17 protein-coding genes are annotated in these 17,620 nt (G+C 57.4%); 12 read left to right on the top strand and 5 right to left on the bottom strand.

All coding sequences use genetic code 11. The features are described from left to right. Positions 1 to 159: 159 nt before the first annotated feature. Together HKX44_RS05765 and HKX44_RS05760 are read right to left on the bottom strand one after the other, a co-directional pair. Positions 160 to 1,698, bottom strand: a complete 1,539-nt coding sequence (locus HKX44_RS05765) for a trimethylamine methyltransferase family protein (RefSeq protein ID WP_276150325.1) — start codon at positions 1,696 to 1,698, stop codon at positions 160 to 162. Between the two features lie 266 nt (positions 1,699 to 1,964). Next, positions 1,965 to 3,143: a pyridoxal phosphate-dependent aminotransferase gene (locus HKX44_RS05760; RefSeq protein WP_276150324.1), complete on the bottom strand. Its 1,179-nt coding sequence runs from the start codon at positions 3,141 to 3,143 to the stop codon at positions 1,965 to 1,967. A gap of 230 nt (positions 3,144 to 3,373) precedes the next feature. Here HKX44_RS05760 and cysS point away from each other — a divergent pair, with 230 nt between their 5' ends. The 5 genes from cysS (at position 3,374) to HKX44_RS05735 (ending at position 8,971) form a co-directional block, all read left to right on the top strand. Beyond that, a complete protein-coding gene (gene cysS, locus HKX44_RS05755; RefSeq protein WP_276150323.1) occupies positions 3,374 to 4,777 on the top strand; it encodes a cysteine--tRNA ligase in 1,404 nt (467 codons plus the stop codon). A 106-nt stretch (positions 4,778 to 4,883) separates the two neighbouring features. Further along, positions 4,884 to 6,506 carry a citramalate synthase gene (cimA, locus tag HKX44_RS05750; RefSeq protein WP_276150322.1) on the top strand — a complete coding sequence of 541 codons (1,623 nt, stop codon included), beginning with the start codon at positions 4,884 to 4,886 and terminating at the stop codon, positions 6,504 to 6,506. Then, positions 6,503 to 7,483 carry an alpha/beta fold hydrolase gene (locus HKX44_RS05745; protein ID WP_276150321.1) on the top strand — a complete coding sequence of 327 codons (981 nt, stop codon included), beginning with the start codon at positions 6,503 to 6,505 and terminating at the stop codon, positions 7,481 to 7,483. Before cimA ends, HKX44_RS05745 begins: the two co-directional genes overlap by 4 nt. After that, the gene (locus HKX44_RS05740; protein WP_276150320.1) at positions 7,473 to 8,198 is read left to right on the top strand and encodes a class I SAM-dependent methyltransferase; all 726 of its coding nucleotides are present in this window, start codon (positions 7,473 to 7,475) and stop codon (positions 8,196 to 8,198) included. Before HKX44_RS05745 ends, HKX44_RS05740 begins: the two co-directional genes overlap by 11 nt. Continuing rightward, positions 8,195 to 8,971, top strand: coding sequence for a squalene/phytoene synthase family protein (locus HKX44_RS05735; RefSeq protein ID WP_276150319.1), 777 nt, complete (start codon positions 8,195 to 8,197; stop codon positions 8,969 to 8,971). The genes HKX44_RS05740 and HKX44_RS05735 overlap by 4 nt, the downstream gene beginning before the upstream one ends. 4 nt (positions 8,972 to 8,975) lie before the next feature. Here the strand turns inward: HKX44_RS05735 and HKX44_RS05730 are convergent, their stop codons facing one another. Continuing rightward, on the bottom strand, positions 8,976 to 10,184 hold the full coding sequence (locus HKX44_RS05730) for an MFS transporter (protein ID WP_276150318.1): 1,209 nt from the start codon (positions 10,182 to 10,184) through the stop codon (positions 8,976 to 8,978). A 102-nt stretch (positions 10,185 to 10,286) separates the two neighbouring features. Here HKX44_RS05730 and HKX44_RS05725 point away from each other — a divergent pair, with 102 nt between their 5' ends. The 4 genes from HKX44_RS05725 (at position 10,287) to HKX44_RS05710 (ending at position 13,027) form a co-directional block, all read left to right on the top strand. Then, positions 10,287 to 11,024 carry a precorrin-6A/cobalt-precorrin-6A reductase gene (locus tag HKX44_RS05725; protein WP_276150317.1) on the top strand — a complete coding sequence of 246 codons (738 nt, stop codon included), beginning with the start codon at positions 10,287 to 10,289 and terminating at the stop codon, positions 11,022 to 11,024. 5 nt (positions 11,025 to 11,029) lie between these two features. Then, positions 11,030 to 11,656, top strand: coding sequence for a DNA-3-methyladenine glycosylase 2 family protein (locus HKX44_RS05720; RefSeq protein WP_276150316.1), 627 nt, complete (start codon positions 11,030 to 11,032; stop codon positions 11,654 to 11,656). Continuing rightward, positions 11,653 to 12,318, top strand: coding sequence for an alpha/beta fold hydrolase (locus tag HKX44_RS05715; protein WP_276150315.1), 666 nt, complete (start codon positions 11,653 to 11,655; stop codon positions 12,316 to 12,318). The genes HKX44_RS05720 and HKX44_RS05715 overlap by 4 nt, the downstream gene beginning before the upstream one ends. Before the next feature lie 124 nt (positions 12,319 to 12,442). Beyond that, a complete protein-coding gene (locus tag HKX44_RS05710) occupies positions 12,443 to 13,027 on the top strand; it encodes an HNH endonuclease (RefSeq protein WP_276150314.1) in 585 nt (194 codons plus the stop codon). A 444-nt stretch (positions 13,028 to 13,471) separates the two neighbouring features. Here the strand turns inward: HKX44_RS05710 and xth are convergent, their stop codons facing one another. Then, positions 13,472 to 14,254 (bottom strand): exodeoxyribonuclease III, encoded by a 783-nt coding sequence (gene xth / locus HKX44_RS05705; protein WP_276150313.1) that lies wholly within the window; start codon positions 14,252 to 14,254, stop codon positions 13,472 to 13,474. 351 nt (positions 14,255 to 14,605) lie between these two features. On the opposite strand from xth, the gene HKX44_RS05700 reads away from it, so the two are divergent. Together HKX44_RS05700 and HKX44_RS05695 are read left to right on the top strand one after the other, a co-directional pair. Continuing rightward, complete coding sequence (locus HKX44_RS05700; RefSeq protein WP_276150312.1) at positions 14,606 to 14,890, top strand: DUF6749 family protein; 285 nt, start codon at positions 14,606 to 14,608, stop codon at positions 14,888 to 14,890. 62 nt (positions 14,891 to 14,952) lie between these two features. Continuing rightward, positions 14,953 to 16,035, top strand: coding sequence for a hypothetical protein (locus HKX44_RS05695; RefSeq protein WP_276150311.1), 1,083 nt, complete (start codon positions 14,953 to 14,955; stop codon positions 16,033 to 16,035). Positions 16,036 to 16,037: 2 nt separating this feature from the next. Here HKX44_RS05695 and HKX44_RS05690 read toward each other — a convergent pair whose 3' ends face one another. Then, on the bottom strand, positions 16,038 to 16,361 hold the full coding sequence (locus HKX44_RS05690; protein WP_276150310.1) for an iron-sulfur cluster assembly accessory protein: 324 nt from the start codon (positions 16,359 to 16,361) through the stop codon (positions 16,038 to 16,040). A gap of 82 nt (positions 16,362 to 16,443) precedes the next feature. On the opposite strand from HKX44_RS05690, the gene HKX44_RS05685 reads away from it, so the two are divergent. Next, entirely contained in the window at positions 16,444 to 17,595 is a 1,152-nt protein-coding gene (locus tag HKX44_RS05685) for a deoxyguanosinetriphosphate triphosphohydrolase (protein ID WP_276150309.1), read from the top strand. The last annotated feature ends 25 nt before the right edge of the window (positions 17,596 to 17,620 follow it).

The raw sequence follows: 17,620 nt of genomic DNA, 5'->3' as shown, positions 1-17,620 counted from the left end.
GAACCTCAGGGGGAACTTCGGTTCCCCCCTTTTCTTTCCCCGGCGCGCCGGCTACCCCCAAATTCGTTTTTGCCCAGAGCGTGCAGCACTTATCCCTCTTTTGGCCTTAAATACTGCGGGGAGTCGCGCTTGCGCGGCGGGGCAGCGCCCCTCTTTGTACTACGCCGGTAAATGAATCCTGAAGCTTTCGCGGATCGCCTTGTCCAGAATTGGATCAAACCGCGCGGATGCGGGCTCGGCCAGTATCGCCTCTTTGCGTAGCGTGGCATTCGGTACCAATTCCGGTTTGCCCAATTCGTCCCATTCCTTGGGAGAAGATCGGTTGCCCAATGCAGGATAGACATGGTCAATTTCCATCCGGCCCAAAGTTTGCTCTGTCCCAAGGTAATGACCCGGCCCGCCCAAACAAACTTCACGCATTTGGTCCAGGGCCAAGGTCTCCTCGTTTACTTCGATGCCCCGCACACAGCGCAACGCCTGACCAATTATGTCATCCCCCAAAATCAGCGATTCGTGACAAAACCCCAACAAGGAGGCATGCATTCCGGCAGCTTCATAAACCATGTTGCAGCCCGACAATCCGGCCATGACATTTGAACACATCTGTTCCCACCCTGCCTGCATATCGGGCATCTTGGCATCCGCGATGCCGGCGGCGGCCCCGCCGGGCAATCCATAGAACTTGTGCATTTGCGTACAGCCAGATGTCAGCAAGGCTTGCTCGCCAGATCCGCCGGTCATTGCGCCCGATCGCAAGTCCAGACCAAAAGGCCATGTGCCAAAAATTGCGGGATGGCCGGGCTTAACGGCGTTGACATAAACCAGACCCGCCAGACATTCAGCAACGGCCTGGGTGATCGCACCGGCCACGGTCGACGGGGCCGTCGCACCGGCCATGCCGGCAGACAGCAACAGCACCGGCATACCTCCTTCGATACAGGCCTCCATCACCTGACAGGATTCGGTCGCGAATTTCATCGGCGGCACGACAAAACAGTTGGAGTTCGACACAAATGGGCGTTCACGCCACTTGTCTTCGCCGCCGGCAATCAGGTGCAACATCTCCAGCGCACCTTTGACATAAGACGGATCAGTGAAGGAAGTTCCGACATGTTTCTTTGTACCGCTACAGCAGGCGTAGATGGTATTCATGTCCATTTCAAAATTGTCAGAAATGTCGCGGCAGACCATAGGGCGTTGAAGAAAGTGAATGTTATCAAGGGTATCCATGATTCGCGCGGCATCGTGCAGATCCTGCACGCCACATTCGCGATAGCTGTTTGTGGTGACATCAACCAGATGCACTGCGGCACCCGCAGTGCCGAAATGCACACGGTGGCCGGATAATTCCAGATCATGCGCCGGGTCACGGGCGCATAGGGTGACTGCGCGGTTTGCCTTTGCCAGCGTGTCTTCGACCAGGGCGCGCGGGAACCGAATGCGGCCATCCGCACCTTCAACCGCGCCGACACCGGTCAGATAGGCCACTCCGCTGGGCGGCGCGTCAGCAAGGCCGATGGTTTCCAACGCTTCAAGGGCGGCGTTGTGAATGGCCTCCATGCCGGCTTGGGTCAACGGGGTATAGGTTCCGCCCTCCATGCCGGGGCGGATCGGACGTAAATGGGGTGCAAGTGGTTGGGCGCGGGCCGCACGACGGGCGGCTCTGCCGCCGCTGCGCAAAGGGGATTGGTCTGTCATTGGGGATATTCCGGTTCACAAGAGGGAAAGGGCAGGGTGATTTACCCTGTCCGCGGTGCCCCCCGTGCGGCGCGCCCGCGCTCTGCGCCGATGGTTCGACACACCCGTGTGATGATACAAATATCGTTGCGCATCTGCTGACCCTTTCAAGGATCAGCTTGGGCAGATAAAATCGACGTTTCTATCCTGTTTGCGCCATCACGGCCAGATTGCGACCCGTGCAGATGCAGAAACTGCCGAGGCGCAAACAGGATTTTCCCACCAGATCAGGCCGATTTCTGGCAGTTCTGTGCAAATTCGCACAATGTATTCAGGGCGGCTTCAAAAGCGCTATCTTCGATGGTCATTGCCACCCGCACATGTCCGGCGGCAGCGCTGCCAAAACTTTCCCCCGGCATCACAGCGATCTGATGTGTCTCTAGCAAAGCAAGGGCAAAGTCTTCTCCCGACATGTCGGTGCTGCGCACGTCCAACATCAGGTACATTGCACCCTGCGCCGGCACCAATGCGACCGCATTTTGCCCCGCCAGCACCTTATGAGCGATGTCGCGGCGACGCCGGAAGGGAGCGGCGACTTCTTCTTCAAAATCTGCGCCTTGTTGCAGGGCAAACAGGGCGGCATCCTGAATGAACCCGGGCACACCATAGGTGGTATGCGTGGCCAGATTGACCAGATCAGCGATGATGTCGCTTGGCCCGACAATCCAACCGATACGGGAGCCGGTCATCGCATGGGATTTTGACATGGAACCGACAACCAATGTGCGTTCCGCCATTCCGTCCAGTGCGCGCGGGCTGATATGTTCGCCCTCCCAAATCTGGGTGTCATAAACCTCGTCCGAGATCAGCCAGAGATCATGGTCGCGGCAGACCTGCGCGATGCCTTCCAGCGTTGCGCGTGAATAGACAACCCCGGTGGGGTTGTTTGGCGAATTGACCAGCAGCGATTTTGCACCCTTTGCCTGTGCGGCAATATCGCTGGCGCGCGGCTGGAACGCATCTTCGGCGCGGGTCTGAATGCAGACCGGTTCGGCACTAGCGCCGCGAATAGTGCCTGGATAGGTGGCATAAAACGGATCAAGATAGAGCGCCGTATCACCCGCATTGCAGGTTGCTACATGCGCGGCGAAAAGGGCGGCTTGTCCGCCGGGGGTGATCATCACATTTTCTGGTTTTGTCAGCACGCCAGTGCGTGATTGCACCCGCCTAGCCACCTCTTGGCGCAGGGCCGCGACACCGGGGACAGAGGCATAACCGGTATGCCCATCCATGGCGGCGCGGTGCATATCCTGCAGGATTGGGGCCGCCGTCCGAATGTCATGTTCGCCGATCGTCAACTCGGTCACAGGGGTGCCCGCCGCGATCATATCGCGCGCCTTGTTGAACACGCCCCAGCCGTCAGAGCCGCCGCCCAAAATCTCTGTTATCCGTTGTGATGCCTGCATGATGCGCCCCTTCTATTTGATATCGCAGGGACGCAGAGGGCGCTTGGTTTGTCAATCATCTGTTGACCGGATGTCGCCGTTTCGGCTAGTCCTTTTGCCATGATGATGATGACATGCATTATTGGCTGCACAATTACCTGCTGAGAATTTTCTCGCGGGCTGTTATCATGTCGTTTCGTTTCCTTAAGATATGTGGCAAGCCCGCGTGACCGCTGCGCGAGGATGACACGATGACCACGACGACCAAGATTGCGATCAATCTGTACAACACCAAGACCCGCCGCAAGGAGCTGTTTACGCCTCTGCGTGAGAAGGACGTTCGCATGTATGTCTGTGGGCCAACGGTTTATGACCGCGCCCATATCGGCAATGCGCGGCCTGTGATCGTTTTTGACGTGCTGAACCGCCTGTTACGCCATGTATATGGGGCCGAACACGTGACCTATGTGCGCAATTTCACAGATGTTGACGACAAGATTAACGCCCGCGCAGCGCAGAGTGGCAGATCCATCAGTGATATCACCGCCGAGACAACGGGCTGGTTTCTGGAGGATATGGCCGCAGTCGGGGCGTTGCAGCCGTCGATCCGGGGCAAGGACCATGAACGCGCGATGCCACGTGCGACCGCCTATATCGGCCAGATGGTTGCGATGATCGAAGACCTGATTGAAAAGGGCCATGCCTATCCCGCAGAGGGGCATGTGTTGTTCCGGGTGCGGTCCTATTCTGAATATGGCGCACTGTCGGGGCGGTCTGTGGACGATATGATTGCCGGTGCGCGGGTTGAAGTGGCCCCGTTCAAAGAAGACCCGATGGATTTTGTCCTGTGGAAACCGTCGGATGATGCAACACCGGGGTGGGACAGCCCGTGGGGGCGTGGCCGTCCGGGGTGGCATATCGAGTGCTCTGCCATGGCGCATGAATTGCTGGGTGAAAGCTTTGACATCCATGGCGGCGGCAATGATCTTACCTTTCCGCATCACGAGAATGAGATTGCCCAATCAAAATGCGCCGGGCATGATTTTGCCAAGGTCTGGATGCACAACGAGATGTTGCAGGTGGAGGGCAAGAAGATGTCCAAGTCCTTGGGCAATTTCTTTACCGTGCGCGATTTGCTGGAGCAGGGCGTGCCGGGGGAGGTGATCCGTTTTGTGATGTTATCGACGCATTACCGCAAGCCGATGGACTGGACCGAGAAGAAGCGGGTTGAGGCGGAGAAGACGCTGCGCAAGTGGTATGGGCAGGTCAAGAATGCCTCGTCCGAGATGCAGTTGGGGCAAGAAGTGGTTGCGGCCATTGCGGATGACCTCAACACCCATGCGGCCTTGGCGGCCTGTCATGAATACTCTGCCGCGGGTGACGTCATTGCCCTGCGCAGCGCCCTGGCGTTCTTGGGGTTGACGGGGGAGACGATCCCGAAATGGGCTGATCCCGATACGGTTGATTTGAGTGCCTTGGAACAACGGCTTGCTGAGGTGCGAGCAAAAGCCATGGAAAACAAGGACTTTAGCGAGGTTGATCGCCTTAAGAGCGCGCTTAGCGAAATGGGCATTCAGGTGCGCATGACCAAAGAGCAAGTATTTTTGACGGCGCCAGCGGGGTTTGATCCGGCGGTATTAGAGGTGTTGGAATGAACAGGTTTTCAGCAGTCCATGCCCAGCCACGACAGGGGGCGGTCGGGGGCTGTTCGTGCAAATCGCATGAACGTGGGGCTGGATCACAGAGTAAGGACCATAACCAATGAAACAACGTCTGTATCTCTACGACACCACCCTGCGCGACGGGCAGCAGACGCAGGGCGTGCAGTTCTCAACCGAAGAAAAACAGCAGATCGCCACGGCGCTTGATGGTCTTGGTGTGGATTATATCGAAGGTGGCTGGCCCGGTGCCAACCCGACCGACAATGCGTTTTTTGACGCTGCCCCGCAAACCCGTGCCAAGCTGACCGCCTTTGGCATGACCAAACGCCCCGGTATTTCTGCGCAAAACGACGATGTGTTGGCGGCTGTGCTGAATGCGGGCACGCAATCGGTCTGTATCGTGGGCAAGACCCATGAATTCCACGTGACCAAGGCGCTAGGGATCACGCTGGAGGAAAACCTTGTGCTGTTGAAAGACAGCATTGCGCATTTGGTGGCCTCGGGGCGCGAGGCGCTGTTCGATGCCGAGCATTTCTTCGACGGATATAAATCCAATCCCGACTATGCGCTTGAGTGTCTGAAGACGGTACAAGAGGCCGGTGCCCGCTGGATTGTACTGTGCGATACAAATGGCGGCACTTTGCCAGCCGAAGTGGGCCAGATTACAGCGGAGGTCATAGCCGCGGGCATCCCCGGTGACCTGCTGGGCATTCACACCCATGACGATACGGAAAATGCTGTTGCCTGCACATTGGCGGCAGTTGATGCGGGCGTCTGTCAGATTCAAGGGACGTTAAATGGTCTTGGAGAACGATGTGGTAATGCAAACCTCACCACTTTGATCCCGATCTTGTTGTTGAAGGAACCCTACGCCAGCCGCTTTGACACCGGCATCACAGATGAGGCGTTGAAGGGGCTGACCCGGACCAGCCGTATGCTGGATGAGATTCTAAACCGGGTGCCGCGCAAACAGGCGGGGTTTGTCGGGGCGTCGGCCTTTGCGCATAAGGCGGGCCTGCACGCCAGTGCCATCGCCAAAGACCCCAGCACATATGAACACATTGACCCTGCCGTGGTCGGCAATACGCGGATTATTCCGATGTCAAATCAGGCAGGCCAATCGAACCTGCGCAAAAGGCTGGCCGCAGCCGGGCTTGAGGTGGCAAAAGGGGATCCCGCGCTGGGTCGTATCCTTGAGGTGGTGAAGACGCGTGAGGCGGAAGGCTATGCCTATGATACGGCGCAAGCCAGTTTCGAACTGCTCGCGCGTGAGGCGCTTGGCGCTCTGCCCGCGTTTTTTGAGGTAAAAAGATACCGCGTCACTGTGGAGCGGCGCAAAAACAAATACGACAATATGGTTAGCCTCTCTGAGGCGGTGGTTGTTGTGAAGGTTGATGGTGAGAAACGTCAGTCCGTCAGTGAAAGCATGGATGATGCGGGCACGGACCGCGGCCCGGTGAATGCGCTGGCCAAAGCGTTGGCCAAAGACCTGGGGCAATACTCCGCCTTGATCGAGGACATGCGTCTGGTCGATTTCAAAGTGCGCATCACCCAAGGCGGTACCGAAGCCGTCACCCGCGTAATCATCGACAGCGAAGACGGGCAAGGCCAACGATGGTCGACCGTCGGGGTCAGCGCCAATATAATCGACGCCAGCTTTGAGGCATTGCTGGATGCCATTCGCTGGAAGTTGATCCGGGACTTGAATGGGGCGCAAAGGTGATCCGCAAAGTGCTGACGTTTATCATTACATCGCTGGTCATCACCCTTGGCATCGCCGGTGTGTTGATCCTGTCGCAACGGCCCGGTGATTTACCACCAGCGGCAGGGCTTGATTTTACCAATACGCTTGCTGCGGACGGGCAACCGCCGCAAGAGCTGACGGCGATAAAAATGCGCGACGGCTATCCGCTGCAATTGCGCCGTTACAGCGCCGCCGCGCCAGATGCTCCTGTGGTGATATTGATCCATGGGTCCGGCTGGCACGGGTTGCAGTTTGACGCATTGGCCCGCGCCCTTGCGGCGTCGGCTGATGTCATCGTGCCGGACCTGCGCGGACATGGAGCGAAACCGGGCCGACGGGGCGACATCGACTATATCAACCAGTTCGAGGATGATCTGGCCGATCTGATCACTGCCACTGCGAAACCGGGGCAAAAGGTTGTACTGGCCGGGCATTCCTCCGGTGGGGGGCTGGTGGTGCGGTTTGCAGGGGGGGCGCATGGCGACATGATGGATGCCGCTGTGCTGATGGCGCCGTTTCTGAAACATGATGCCCCAACCATGCGGCCTAATGCGGGCGGCTGGTCTTATCCGCTGTTGCGTCGGATCATTGGCCTTAGCATGTTGAACAAACTGCGCATTACCGCGTTTAATCATCTGACGATCATGCAGCTTCGGATGCCGCAGGTGGTGCTTGACGGCCCCTTGGGGGATACGGCGACCACGGCCTATTCATACCGGCTGAACACCGGATTTGCGCCGCGCCGCGCATACCTGAAGGATGTTGCCGCCTTGCCCCGTTTCACATTGATTGCCGGTGCGGCAGATGAAGCCTTTGATGCCGCGCAATACGAGCCAACTTTGTCTGCGGCCAATGACAAAGGCCGCTATGTGATTGTCGAGGACGTCGGCCATCTGGATATTGTGAACGCCCCGGAAACACGCGATGCGATAGAAAGCCTGATCAATGAGCTTTGATACGATGGATGCCTTTTTCGAACTTCACCGTGACCTCCCGCGTGAGGGGCCTGGAGAGCCTGCGGATATCGCATGGGCGAGTAACCTTGTCGACCTGAAGCCAGCTGCGCAAATGGCTGATGTGGCCTGCGGGCCGGGCGGCGATATCGCCGCTTTGCTTGCCGCTGCGCCTGATGGTCACGTCACGGCCTTGGACAAGACCGCGCATTTTGTCGGTGCGGCGCGGGACGCTTGGACGAACGACGGGCGGGTCACTGTACTAAAGGCAGACATGGCCAGAATCATGAACCGCTACGATATGATCTGGTGCGCAGGCGCGGTCTATTTCCTTGGCGTTACGCAGGCACTGACGGCCTGGCGCAAATCCTTGCACCCCGGTGGAGTCATCGCCTTTTCCGAAGCCTGTTGGTTCACCGATACCCCCTCGGATCGTGCCAAATCCTATTGGGACAGGGAATATCCGGCGATGACAGATGCCTCGGGCATTGCTGCACAGGTTTCTGACGCAGGGTATGAGGTGTTGGGTACACGTCGACTTGCCGATCCCGCCTGGGAGGCGTACTTCGCCCCGCTTGAAGCGCGTATTAATTTGTTGCGGCCTATGGCGAATGCACGTGTGCAGGCGGTTTTGGACGAGGCCGAAGAGGAGATTTCCTGTTGGCGTGCGCATCGCGATGACTACGGCTATTTGCTCAGCGTTGTCCGTCCCCGATGAGTTTTGACGCCGATTTGACAGCCTGCGCCGCTTTGGTCGAGCGCGCGGATCCCTGGCGGTTTCGTGCGGTTATGGCATCACCTGTTGCCGCGCGCCGGGTGTTGTTTCCGCTCTATGCGTTCAACGTCGAGGTCGCGCGCGCGCCATGGGTCACCCAAGAGCCGATGATCGCAGAAATGCGTCTGCAATGGTGGCGTGATGTCTGTGAGCAAATCAGCAAGGGGGAGCCTGTGCGCCGCCACGAGGTCGCCACCCCACTGGCTGGTGTCTTGACGCCGGAAGCGGCTCAAGTGATGGATGAGCTTGTCGCGGCAAGACGTTGGGATATTTATAAAGATGCCTTTGAAGATGACGCGCATTTTTCCCGCTATATCGACCAGACGGCAGGAAATCTGGCTTGGGTTGCGGCCTCTGCCTTGGGGGCTGCGGATGTGGCCACAGTGCGCGACGCCGCCTTTGCATCAGGAGTTGCTGCGTGGTTTCTTGCCATACCCGAGCTGGAGGCGCGTGGGCGTATCCCTCTGCTGGACGGTACAAAAGAAGGTGTTGCGGACCTTGCTCAAGAGGCGCTGTCGCGGTTGGCGCGGGCCCGTAAGGGACGCGCAAAGGTCAGCCGCGCCGCGCGTCCTGCTCTGCTTCATATAGGGGCGGCCAAGGGCGTTTTGTCCGCGGCACTGACGGACCCGCTGGCCGTGATCGAAGGGCGACTTCCCGATCCCGTGGAGGGGGACCGGTTTGGCCTGACGACCCGCGCAGTGACGGGGCGCTGGTAAAAAATCAGGCCTCTTTCGGGCGCATCACCAGCCAAATCAGCGATCCGCCTGCCAAAGCCAGAAACGGGATCATCGCCATATTGACTGCGGCCCAACCCGTCGCGGCATCCCCTCCAGAGCAGTTCATCAATCCGCCCGACGCGAGCGAGGCGAAGGTGACGCCGCCAAACACCAGAAGGTCGTTCAGGCCCTGCATCTGTCCCCGCTCATGGGGTTCATGTGCGCCAGCCAGCATGGTGGTGGCACCGATAAAGCCAAAGTTCCATCCTAGCCCGAGAAGGATCAGGGCGATGTAGAAGTTGCTCAATGCGACTCCTTGAAGGGCCACAACCCCGGCAACAGCCAGAATTGCCATGCCCAATCCGACGATCTTTTCGACCCCAAAGCGGTTGATCAGATGGCCGGTAAAGAACGATGGTGCAAACATAGCCAATACATGGCCGGTTACGATGTTTGAGGCATCGGCAACGCCAAACCCGCAACCAACTACGGCTAAAGGTGTCGAGGTCATCACAAGGTTCATCAGCGCATAGGCAACCATGCCGCAGATCACTGCGACGGCGATCCTCGGGGTGGTCAGCAGCTCAAGCCGGGTCCGCCCTTTGGGGCTGTCCAGCGTGGGGGGCACCGGTTTCGGGATGTCGAGCAGAAAGAACAAGCCCATGCCAATGACGTTCAGAGCCATTGCCGCCAGATAAACCGGGAAAAATCGCATTACTGTGGCATCCCCGCCAGCCGACAGAACCGAGACCAGCTGTGGCCCGATAATGGCAGAGATCAGCCCGCCTGCCATGACATAGGAAATGGCCTTGGGGCGAAAGGTCTCGGAAGCGGTATCGGTGGCTGCAAACCTGAAAAATCCCTGTGATGACATGTAGATACCGGTTAAGTAACTGCCGATCAGGAAGACCCAGAAGTTATTGATGCTCAGGGCGAAAGCACAGACGATGGCCCCGACAAGCCCGCCCAAGGCCCCCACCAAAAACCCGGCCCGCCGCCCGTGTTTCTGCATAAGAGGCGATAGCCATGGCGCGGTGGTCATGGACCCGAAGACGATCATTGAAATCGGTAGGGTGGCAAGGCAGACATTGGGTGACAACTGTTGGCCAGCAAGGCCTCCGATCACAAAAATCATCGTGATCTGGCTGCCTAGAAAGGCCTGTGCCGCGACCAGAACCGCGACATTGCGTTTGGCTCGTGTGTCATCAATCATGTCAAAAAATCCTTTGTTACGGGATGGGTAAACCTCGGTTTCCGGAGGGGCAACCCCTGCGGGGCACTTGTGCCTGCGCCGCGCTTGCCTAAAGTCGCGCAGATGGAACACGCTGGACATATTCTTTTGTTGGCAGGCAGCGCCGAGGCGCGCCGGATTGCCGTGGCTTTGCTGGGGCAGGGATGGCAGGTGCTGGCCTTGATGTCGGAACCACCACGCGGTGCCGATCCGATGCCGGTGCCCTTTGAAATATGCCCCGATGTGACACAGGCGCAGATCGAGCGGGCAGCACAGGGTGCGTATGCAGTGATTGATGCCAGCCACGGGTTTGATGGGCATATGACGCAGATGGGACATGCCGCCGCGCGGGTTTGTGGGCTGCCGATCCTGACCCTGTCGCGCCCGGCGTGGAGTTGTGACGAAGACGACCTGTGGCAAACTGCCCCGGACGTTGCGTCTGCGATGCCCATGATCGGGCCAGCCGATCGGGTGTTTTCTGCGACGGGATGGGCCAGTCTTCCTGAGTATAAGGGATTTCAGGGGGCTTGCTTGATGCTGCGTCAGACAGCAGCTCACCAGCGTCCGGTGCCATTCGATTTTGTTGAGTTGGTTTTTGGCACGGCACCGTTTTCCGTTGTCGATGAGATTGCATTGTTTAAGGCTCGCCGGGTTGATGTCCTCATGGCGCGCAACCTTGGGGGATTGCCCAGCCGGCCCAAGTTGGAGGCGGCCAAGGCGCTGCGCCTGCGGGTGATCCTGATTGACCGCCCGGTCTTGCCGGCGGGGATCAGGGTGGTGAAATCTGTGGATGATGTTTTGGTCTGGTTGGCGCGATTGTGAAGAACATGGGCTGGATCATCCGCACCGATCTGGATGTCGCGGAAGGGGCTGCATGGCTGGCGCAAAGCGATGTGCATTTTGCGCAGGCATTGGCGCTGACTGGCCCTCTGCCGCTGCGGCTAAAGCCAGACGGGTTTGGCGGGTTGCTTGAAATCATCATCAGTCAACAGGTCAGCGTCGCCTCGGCGGATGCCATTCGAGCGCGGTTGCTGGCCGCAGGGCTGAACACTAAAGCCGCTGTGTTAAAGGCCGGCGATGCGGGGCTGTGCGACGCAGGGTTAAGCCGGCCAAAAGCGCGTTATGCCTTGATACTGGCGGCCTCTGATCTGGATTACACCGGTTTGCACCGGCTTGATGACGCGCAGGTGCTGGCCACTTTGACCGCAATCACCGGCATTGGCCCATGGAGCGCGCAGATTTACGCGATGTTCTGCATGGGGCGGGCGGATATTTTTCCAGCGGGGGATCTGGCCCTGCAAGTGGCCGCACAGGGGCTTTTTGATCTGCCCGCACGCCCAACCGCACAGGAAATGGCAGAGATGGCAGAGGCTTGGACGCCCTGGCGGTCGGTTGCGGCCCGCGCGCTCTTTGCCTACTACCGTATATTGAAAAACAGGGAAGGTTTGGGATGACACGGGTATTGAACGCCGTTCGGCGTGAGGCGAAATCAGGGGAAACACGATCGGTTGTGGTGTTTCTGCATGGCTACGGGGCGAACGGGCCTGACCTTTTGGGCTTGGCGGATCCGCTGGCCGAACATTTGCCGGACACTTTGTTTGTGGCACCGGATGCGCCGGAAAACGTGGCCGGGATGCCGAACGGCTTTCAATGGTTCCCGATCCCTTGGATTGACGGATCATCGGAAGAAGAATCCATGCGCGGCATGGACAGCGCGGTGCAGGACCTGAATGCGTTTTTGGACGCTCTGATGGTCGACGAAGATGTCCTGCCAGAACAGGTTGTACTGTTCGGATTTTCGCAGGGCACCATGATGGCCCTGCATGTGGCACCACGTCGCGAGGATGAAGTGGCAGGAGTTGTGGCCTTTTCAGGCCGGTTGTTGTCACCCGAACTGCTGGCAGAAGAGGCGGTCGTCAAGCCACCAGTTCTGTTGGTGCACGGGGATGCCGATGATGTTGTCCCGCCGCAGTCCTTGCCACAGGCCGCCGAAGCACTGGAGGGGGCAGGCTGGCAAGACGTCTATGCCCATGTCATGAAAGGCACGGGACACGGGATTGCGCCAGATGGGCTGAGCGTTGCGCTGGCGTTTATGCGTGACAAACTGGGCCTTTGAGGCACGTCATCAAACTGTGACATCGACCCGATACTGTCGTCACCGACATCTTGTGGAATTCTTTGGCTTGCCAGCGCAAAACCACGAGATATAGTTGGATCAAACGGCAAGGGGTGCTTCCACGATGGATGGCGATTTCAGGACCGATTTTACCAGGCACCCGGCGGGGCTGAAACACAGGCCCGCCTTGGTGTTAAATGCGGACTATCGGCCGCTCAGTTATTATCCGCTGTCACTTTGGTCATGGCAGGATGCGATCAAAGCCAAATGGCTGGACCGTGTGGATATTGTCGCTGAATATGAAGACTGTGTGCACAGTCCGACCATGACGCTGAAAATGCCGTCGGTTGTTGTTCTGAAAGATTATGTAAAACCTCAAAAGCGCGTGGCCTTCACGCGCTTTAATTTATTTCTGAGGGATGAATTTTGTTGCCAATACTGCGGGGCACGGGGGGATTTGACTTTTGATCACGTAATTCCACGCGCCGCTGGCGGGGTCACATCGTGGCAGAACGTGGTGGCCGCGTGCAGCCCGTGCAACCTCAAAAAAGGGTCCAAACCCTTGCATAGCACCGGTCTGCATTTGCAAAAGGCACCGCGCCAGCCTGCTGCGGAAGAACTGCGCAATATGGGGCGAAAATTTCCGCCGAACATGTTGCACGAAAGCTGGATGGATTTCCTGTATTGGGATGCTGAACTGGAGGCCTGAGGACTCGTGCCGATGGCTGCACTCAGCGCGCGTCATTTCTTTGGCGCTCAGTGTTTGATCTCCCTGCGTTTCCCACAACTTGAATGCACAGGATTAGTGGGACCTGACCCTAAGATTGGCCCAATTGAGGGTTGATTTGTTGGGCATACCCAGATTGTTCCATAATTTGGGTATTTTTTGCCGACGACTTACGAAGATCAGTTTTTAACGTCGACCCGTGGAACCCGCCTGCGGTGGCTACGCTGAGTTAGAGGCGCTGTTTCCTCAACTTGTCAGGAATACCTCCCAAACTTGGCAGTCTGAGCGTCCCGTCCTAAAGCATCGCGAAGCGGCTCTATTGGTACCTTGAGAGACGAAATGGATTGCCCCGGTAGTCTCTAAAGCGGGTCTGGCCGAAATTCCTGATAGTGTCTTGTGCCGGCGTTGTTTGGCACTTGGGTGCGTCTAGAAGTCCAGTTCGACCCAGACCGGCACGTGATCCGAAGGTTTTTCACCTGCGCGCACATCCTTGTCGATCTGACAATCACGCAGCATATCCGCGCAGGCCGGGCTCAGCAGGAAATGGTCGATCCGAATACCGTTGTTACGGTTCCATGCGCCGGCCTGATAGTCCCAGAAACTATAATGCCCCGGTCCGGTGGTGCGCGCCCGAAAGGCCTCGGTCAGACCAAGGTTCAACAATCTGCGCCATGCGGCACGGGATTCGGGTCGAAACAGCGCATCCTCTCGCCAGCTTTCCGGTTTTGCGGCGTCTTCGGCCTGCGGAATGATGTTATAGTCGCCAGCCATCAAAAAGGGCATTTCTTCGGCCAGAAGTCTACGGGCGCGTTCCTCAAGCCGTGTCATCCACGCCAGTTTGTAGTCATACTTTGGTCCTGGCGCAGGGTTGCCATTGGGCAGGTACAGGCCGCAAATCCGCACCGCATCTTTTTCACCGACAACAGTGGCCTCAATCCAGCGGGCCTGTTCGTCACTGTCGTCGCCGGGTAGGCCGCGAGTGACATCTTCCAGTGGATATTTCGACAGGATTGCGACCCCGTTAAAAGACTTTTGCCCGTGGGTTTGGACATTATAGCCGCGCTCTTCAAAGACCTCGGCGGGGAATGCTTCGTCGACCGATTTGATTTCCTGCAACAGCACCACATCCGGTGATGCCGTATCAAGCCAGGCGGGCAGGGCGTCGATACGGGCTTTGATGCCATTGATGTTGAAGGTCGCGATCTTCATGTTGTTCTGCCCTGTATCCGTGATGTTTTTGGCGCTTTGCGCACCTTGGTTATGTTCAGCAATCTTACCTTAGGGTGATTCTCGTCTATTCGATTCAACCCATGAGGGATTATTGAGGTGCGGCCTTTTGCAAATCCAATTTCAACGCCCCTGTTGGTAACTCTTTTCTGGCCTGTGGAAAACCCTCGAAAATCACCCAAGGTCTGATTGCTAGTTGAGGAACTTCATGTGGACAATCTAGCGAAAGCCCGGGGGAGGGCAAAAAAAAGTTGGCAACTCATCTTTTGCGAGCAAGCCTCGAATCAGTTGCAACTAATGATTGCACGAACATTAAAAAGGATGGAACTTACCATGACTGCACTCGCATATCGTGACACTAACACCGCTTCATACATCGGTAACACCGTCGATCAAGACAGTTGTTGCGCCAGCCCGCTTTCATCATTGCCCGAAGATGGAAAAGGCGGTGATATGATGTCTGGTGAAGGATTGGAGATGTACACTTGCAGTGTCCTCGAAGCTGGTTCGTCCATAGCGGAGGGCGCTGGGACACAGATGTTCACCTGTAGCGTGCTGTCCAAGGGATCGGCCTTGTCCGCCGGCGATGCCACGGGGCTGTTCACCTGTAGCGTTTGATTCCCATGAGGTCCGGCTCGCCCGCCGGACCTGTCACCTTCAGAAATCGGACCAGCCGCGCCATGAGCAATGTCATTCCCTTTCCGTCGATCGCAAAACCCAGCCGTAAGCAGAATTTGCGTGCATTGTTGGTTGCCGTTGCGCGATATCGTCATGCACCGGACAGCGTGTTCTGGCTTAAGGAAAACGCGGAAGTTCTGGGAATGTTGGTCGGCACTCATGCCCGAATGTCCCGTGATGATCTTGCACCCTACGCCGCGTTTTACGACAAGATTGAAGACAAGTTGCAATTCTACCCGCAATATTACCGTTTTTTCCTATCGATTTGTCTGGATCTGGAGGATCTTGGGTTCGGCGGGAGCAAAGGGGAATCCTTGTGCCGGCAAGTGGCTGCCGCGGGGTTGATCGGGGTGGAATTGTCCGATTTGCAGCGTGCCGAGGCCTGCCATCTGTTGGCAAGGCGCGGGATGCAAGATCGGCTTTTTTCAAATACGATCAAAGACCGGCTACGTTATTTCGCCGAGCGCGCCGAGACATTCGTGCTGCCCAACAAGAAAGCAGCCTATGAATTGGCCCATATCGTCTTTTACTTGTCCGATTATGGCAAGCGGGACCCGCAGCTGAGCGAGGCGATGGTGACCAGCCTGAAATATGCCGGTGTTCTGGCCTATCTGGATCAGAACCACGATCTTCTGGCCGAGATTTGCACAGCCCTACATTTTGCCGGAATGCGCCCCAGTCAGGTGTGGGTCAAAGCCGTTGCTATGGCACATAGCCTTATTTACCCCGAAAATGGGGTTGCAAAATACCCCATGGAAGATGCCTTTCACTGCTTTCTGGTGACCGGTTGGGCGCAAACACTGTCGGGTGGGATGAGCTTTGCAGCGCAAGTTCCTGAAGATCATATACATTTTTCAGCAAGATTTCAATCCAGCAGTGTTTTGCGCCCGATGTCGGAGTGTTTGATGGGGCTGGGTCCATCCCGCAGCAGTGACTGGGATGCGATGCGGGGATGTGTTTTGGCTGCGCTCGATCCGGCGCGGCGCAACATTCTCAGGCAGGCTGAGGCCTCAACCGAAAGGTTCAATGCGTTTTTTCGGGGGTTCGCCCGGGTTCCGGCCGACCGCTCAACAGCCGCAGGATAGGGCTACATTGAAAACGAGGTGCCGCAGCCGCAGGATGATGTTGCATTCGGATTGTCGATAACAAACCTTGCACCGATCAGCTCTTCGGAGAAATCAATGACTGCATTCGCGAGGAAGGGCAGGGAGATGCTGTCCACGACAACTTTCTGTCCGTCGCCTTCCAGAACCAGATCGTCGTCTTTCGGGTCGTCCAGCGCGATTTCGTACTGGAACCCGGAACAGCCCCCACCATCCACAGCGATGCGCAGTGCTTTGCCCTCACCGGCAGCACCGATTTCAGCCAGACGTTCAAAAGCTCTTGGCGTCACTTTGGGGGGCAGGTTCATGGGGCACTCCGATGGGGCGGTTTTCAACACGGGTTTAACCTAATATAGAAAGCCCGATGACAGGCTACAAGGACCAGCCGCTATGCGCGCACCATACGCCTCTGATCCAGCGCTCGCCCGGGAACGGCGCGTGCCGGAAGAGGAAAGCACTTTTCGCTCCTGTTACCAACGGGATCGCGACCGGATCATCCATGCCAGCGCCTTTCGCAGGCTCAAACACAAGACACAGGTCTTTGTGGAGCATGAGGGCGATTACTACCGCACGCGGCTGACCCATTCTATCGAAGTGGCACAGGTGGCCCGTACGATTTCCGGCGCTCTGGGGTTAAATGCCGAACTGACAGAGGCGGTCGCACTGGCGCATGATCTGGGGCACACACCCTTTGGGCATACTGGCGAGGACGCCTTACATGCGGCGATGGCCCCTTACGGCGGGTTTGATCACAATGCACAGGCGATCAAGATTGTGACCTCGCTGGAGCGGCACTATGCGGAATTTGACGGGTTGAACCTGACCTGGGACACGCTGGAAGGGATTGCCAAACATAACGGGCCGGTCACGGGGGACTTGCCCTATGCCTTGGCGGAATATGATGCCCGCCATGATCTTGAGCTGCACACCCATGCCAGCGCCGAGGCGCAGGTGGCCGCCCTGTCTGACGACATTGCCTATAACAACCACGATCTGCATGACGGGCTGCGGGCCGGCCTGTTTACTGAAGATGAAATTATCGCGCTTCCTCTGGTCGGGCCGGCTTTCGCCGAGGTCGATTTGAGGTATCCGGATACCGACAGTTATCGGCGGAAACACGAGGCCCTAAGGCGGGTTTTTGGTGAAATGGTGGCTGATGTAATCGACACTTCGCGTCTGAACCTCAATGTCAGCGGGGCGACTTCTGCCCATGATATCAGGCATTTGGGGCGTCCGGTTATCATGTTCTCAGACCGGATCTGGCAAGACTTGAAAGAGATCCGCGCCTTCCTGTTCAGCCGGATGTACCGCGCGCCCTCTGTTATGGTAAAGCGGGCCGAGGTGACACAGATTGTCGAGGAATTGTTTCCTTTATTCCTTGAACAACCGGAGCTTTTGCCGCGCGACTGGGCCAAAGAAATCGAGATGGCCGCACAAGATCGCACAACTTTGGCGCGGATGGTCTGCGACTATATCGCGGGGATGACCGATCGTTTTGCCTATGCTGAACATGCTCGGCTCATCGGGAAAGGCGCGGGTTAGGGCTTGAGTGCGCAAATTGAGGTGA

It is taken from the genome of Sulfitobacter sp. M05, from assembly GCF_029285175.1.
Lineage (GTDB): Bacteria > Pseudomonadota > Alphaproteobacteria > Rhodobacterales > Rhodobacteraceae > Sulfitobacter.
Note: the sequence above shows the minus strand (reverse complement) of the source record. Positions and strands in the feature narration are given on the sequence as shown.